At 34.1% G+C, this 3,473-nt stretch carries 4 protein-coding genes; all 4 read right to left on the bottom strand.

From position 1 onward, the window contains the following. Window positions 1-815: 815 nt before the first annotated feature. Window positions 816-1,442: a hypothetical protein gene (locus ACH2BO_RS13405; protein ID WP_395045240.1), complete on the bottom strand. Its 627-nt coding sequence runs from the start codon at window positions 1,440-1,442 to the stop codon at window positions 816-818. A 92-nt stretch (window positions 1,443-1,534) separates the two neighbouring features. Further along, window positions 1,535-2,395, bottom strand: a complete 861-nt coding sequence (locus ACH2BO_RS13400; protein ID WP_395045239.1) for a carboxypeptidase-like regulatory domain-containing protein — start codon at window positions 2,393-2,395, stop codon at window positions 1,535-1,537. A 27-nt stretch (window positions 2,396-2,422) separates the two neighbouring features. Then, window positions 2,423-3,079 carry a hypothetical protein gene (locus ACH2BO_RS13395; protein ID WP_395045238.1) on the bottom strand — a complete coding sequence of 219 codons (657 nt, stop codon included), beginning with the start codon at window positions 3,077-3,079 and terminating at the stop codon, window positions 2,423-2,425. 2 nt (window positions 3,080-3,081) lie between these two features. Next, window positions 3,082-3,213, bottom strand: coding sequence for a hypothetical protein (locus ACH2BO_RS13390; protein WP_395045237.1), 132 nt, complete (start codon window positions 3,211-3,213; stop codon window positions 3,082-3,084). Window positions 3,214-3,473 lie beyond the last annotated feature (260 nt).

Raw genomic sequence — 3,473 nt, 5'->3', positions numbered from 1 at the left:
TAGCGACCTGCTGCGTTTTGTCCCACGACACCGAACGAAATTAAGAAACTAAAACTACAATGCTACACTGAACCAGCAATATGGCACATGCACATTGTTACCGCCAGTGCCCTTCCTTCCGTCAAGATATAAGTGGGTCTGCCAGTTGTCGTCAAACAGTCAAGTTGTAAGAAGGGTAGTCCCCGTTTATTTTTCTCTTGTTCTTCTTTGTCCTTGGGTCACTCTATATATAGTGTCCAAGCGGGCTGGGCAACCGTACCTAATCTTTCCATTTACTCTTGCTACTCTCTCCAATATTGGTGCGTGGGTGCGGCACTCTTGGCAAAGCTTTGGGTTTGCGTGTCGGACTGTGCGGGCTTTGGCAAGTGTGCTGCCAGGGTCGGCCTCACTTTCGGGTTAAATGATCGTCCGTTTGCTCTTTTCTACTGTGTCTCCGTGGGATTTCTTTTAATGGAAGCTCCAATTTGTTTCACGGGTCGGAGTTTTAACTTTCTGGAAGCTCTAATTTGCCTCGTGGGTGTGAGTTTTAACTTTATGGAAGCAAGAATCTATTTCGTGGATGTCAGTATTAACTTTGTGTAAGCTCTAATTTATTTCATGGAAGCTCTAATTTGTTTCGTGGAAGTTCCAATTTAAAAGTAGGTCAGGAGAATTTAAAATCCACCTGCCTACTTTATAAATCGGGGTGTCTGTTTCTTAGTCGCCCTTGGGTCTATTGAACTGAAGTCCGCTTACTTGTTTGTATTGGGGACTCGTTGCACCAAAAAGGGATTTTACATATTGTTTTATGTCCTGCGCTGTGTCGACCATGCCCACTATTTCAGCATACAGGCTTTGTCTCTGGCTATACGGGCATTGCTTAACGCGGTCGTGGCCGTAATTACTGCCGTGTTCTTTGCTCTCAGGTCTGTCAGCATAGTATTAAGAGTCGCAACTTTCAATTCATTTTCATTCGGAATGTATTTTGGCTCTGCTGTCAGGGTTGCTATAAGTTGTGCGAAATGATCTATCAACTTGTCATAGCTCTGTTGAGAAGTTGAAGCTGTCTTTACGGGTTCTGCTCCGGCAGCTAAAGCTTTAGCATCGGGTTTTTCAACGGCTTTAGCCCGTCTGCCTTGAATTTTTATGTTTGTTGACTTTACATCGTCCACCGTTTGTGCAGTAGCTTCTGTGGCTGCAAGGCCGTTGACAATTTTTGTCGCCAATGGCTTGAGTGGTTTGAAAGCAACTTCTCTTGCATTGGTTGCATTGTCGTAAGCTGTCTTGGCCACTTTGACTGCTTGCAATGCTGCGTTCGCTCCGGTAAGTTGGGTAGCCAGTGCCGGAAGTTTTAACGCTACTTTTGATGGGTTGTAGGTTGCTCCGTAGCCTGTGCAAAAGCTAATGAGGTCTTCGAAGGTTGCTACATTTTTTGCGTGACCTGTTTCTGATGTTGATGCCATATTTATTGGTTTTTAGATAGTTGAGAAATCCAAAAATGTATAATTGAATTTGAATAGACAATTTATTTTATAAATTATCAAATAAAAACAATTTACTCTTCTATTTCTAATTCCATCAACATTGAAAGTTTATTGTTTTTTTGCCAATCTTTTCCTACATTATACCATGTGTCTACATATTCTTGTGTTTGTGTCATTTTTAATATCGGATAATAAAATTTATGAATATGTTCAACATTTTTGTATACATATTTACTTTCTTGTTTATTTTTATCAATAACAAGTATTTCAACTGCAACAAAAAAACCATTTTTAGGTAAAACAATACCTAAAGTAGATAAATCCATTTTTGTTGTATTGTCACCCTTATTAATAGTACAAAGTAAGTTTTCGTTGTATAAAACTTCATTAGGTTTATTATCAAGTCCTTTTGAGTAAATTCTAAAATTTATTAAAGGTTTTAATGATGAGGATGATGTTTTTATTTTGATTGTTTTTAGTAAAGCTTCGTCACTTTGATTGTTTAGCTCAAAATATTTTGCAATAATACATGGTTTGAGTTCATCATCTGTGACATCATGTAAAATATGTACTATTTTTTTACCTTTAATACTACCAATTTTTGAAGTATTTTTTTTTGACTTTGAGATGACAACTTCTTTAAGGAGAATGCTTTTTGTCTTTAGTAAAATTGGATTTTTAATTTTGTCAATATCTATTTGTAGTTGTTCAAAACCAATTGCATTAAAAATCAAACTTTTACTTTTTTTGTTGATTGGTATTACAAATGTTCCATTCTCATCAGATGTAAAACTTCCTTCTCCATTTTCTAAAGAAATATTCACCAATGAAATTGGTTCTAGAGTTTCATTGTTTTTTATACTAATAGTTTGGGACAAACAGAAGTTAGACCAACTAATAATAAATAGGTATAAATAAATTGTTTTTTTCATGATTAATTGGTCTTAACTTTAATAATCTTAATCTCCTAATACTGCTTCACCACATGGTTCCTGTAATGAACTTACACCATCTGATGCTAGAACTGGGTCTGTATCAACTCCTATCCCAAAAACATAATAAGTATGGTACATAATTCTAACTCCTCCTTTACATTCACCACCAAACATTGGTCCCCAACCCCAAAATCTTCTTTCGGCTGATTGTTCTGCTACATAGTCTTCAGCTATTTTAATATAGTCAAATTCATCAGTACTTAAATATTTATCAAGTTCGTCAATATTATTAAATACTTTTGTGTCATTTACATCAATTTTAACTGTCGTTAATTTGTATTCTAATCTATTTACGTCTATAAAATATAAAAAATCATTAGTATTTTTATCTGTAACAACATATCCTCTAGCTATTGCATCATCACCTACAAAAACCTCTGTAATAACTATGTTTTCAACTTCTGCACTTCTGTTTAATTCAGATGTACTATTTTTCGATTTTGTTTCAACAGATTTTCCAAGCTGATAACTTGTAGAATAAAATGATTTTAGATATGTAGAAACTTTTGTGTTTTCAAGAACGTTAGAATTTGTTTCCTCATCATTCGAGCAACTGGTAATCAAACTTGTTCCTATAAAAAGAACAAGTAAAGAAAAAAATACGGTTTTAATTGTTTTCATTTTTAAAATGTTTTTGTGCTTTGTCCTTTTGATTGTGCTTCCGGCACTTTTAGGCAGTCAAAAGATAAAGCGTTAGTTAATAAAATTCTGCCTTTCACAATTTTTATTGTTGGAACAACCAACCATTCCTTCATATTTCCAACAAATGTAATTCATACATGTTAATTATGTTAGATTATCTGGCAATGTAAAAAAAAGAAACTTTTAGATTTTACAAATATTAATTAAAAATTTGATTTGTGTATACGTATAAATACCTGTTTTTGTTTTTTTTCGATATTTCTTTTATGCTCATTTTCTGTCATTTCCTGATATAGGTTGACAACATTTGTTGTCAGATTGTTTTTCAAAAATAGTGATTTGTAATCGGATTATTGATAACTTTTTTTAAAAA

It is taken from the genome of Flavobacterium sp., assembly GCF_043773265.1.
Classification (GTDB): domain Bacteria; phylum Bacteroidota; class Bacteroidia; order Flavobacteriales; family Flavobacteriaceae; genus Flavobacterium.
This window is presented reverse-complemented; position numbering and strand designations above follow the sequence as displayed.

Excerpts from the sequence above, each read along its gene's own strand:
- ACH2BO_RS13405 (WP_395045240.1), bottom strand. The coding sequence starts at position 1,442 with ATGGCATCAACATCAGAAACAGGTCACGCAAAAAATGTAGCAACCTTC.
- ACH2BO_RS13400 (WP_395045239.1), bottom strand. The coding sequence starts at position 2,395 with ATGAAAAAAACAATTTATTTATACCTATTTATTATTAGTTGGTCTAAC.
- ACH2BO_RS13395 (WP_395045238.1), bottom strand. The coding sequence starts at position 3,079 with ATGAAAACAATTAAAACCGTATTTTTTTCTTTACTTGTTCTTTTTATA.
- ACH2BO_RS13390 (WP_395045237.1), bottom strand. The coding sequence starts at position 3,213 with ATGAAGGAATGGTTGGTTGTTCCAACAATAAAAATTGTGAAAGGCAGA.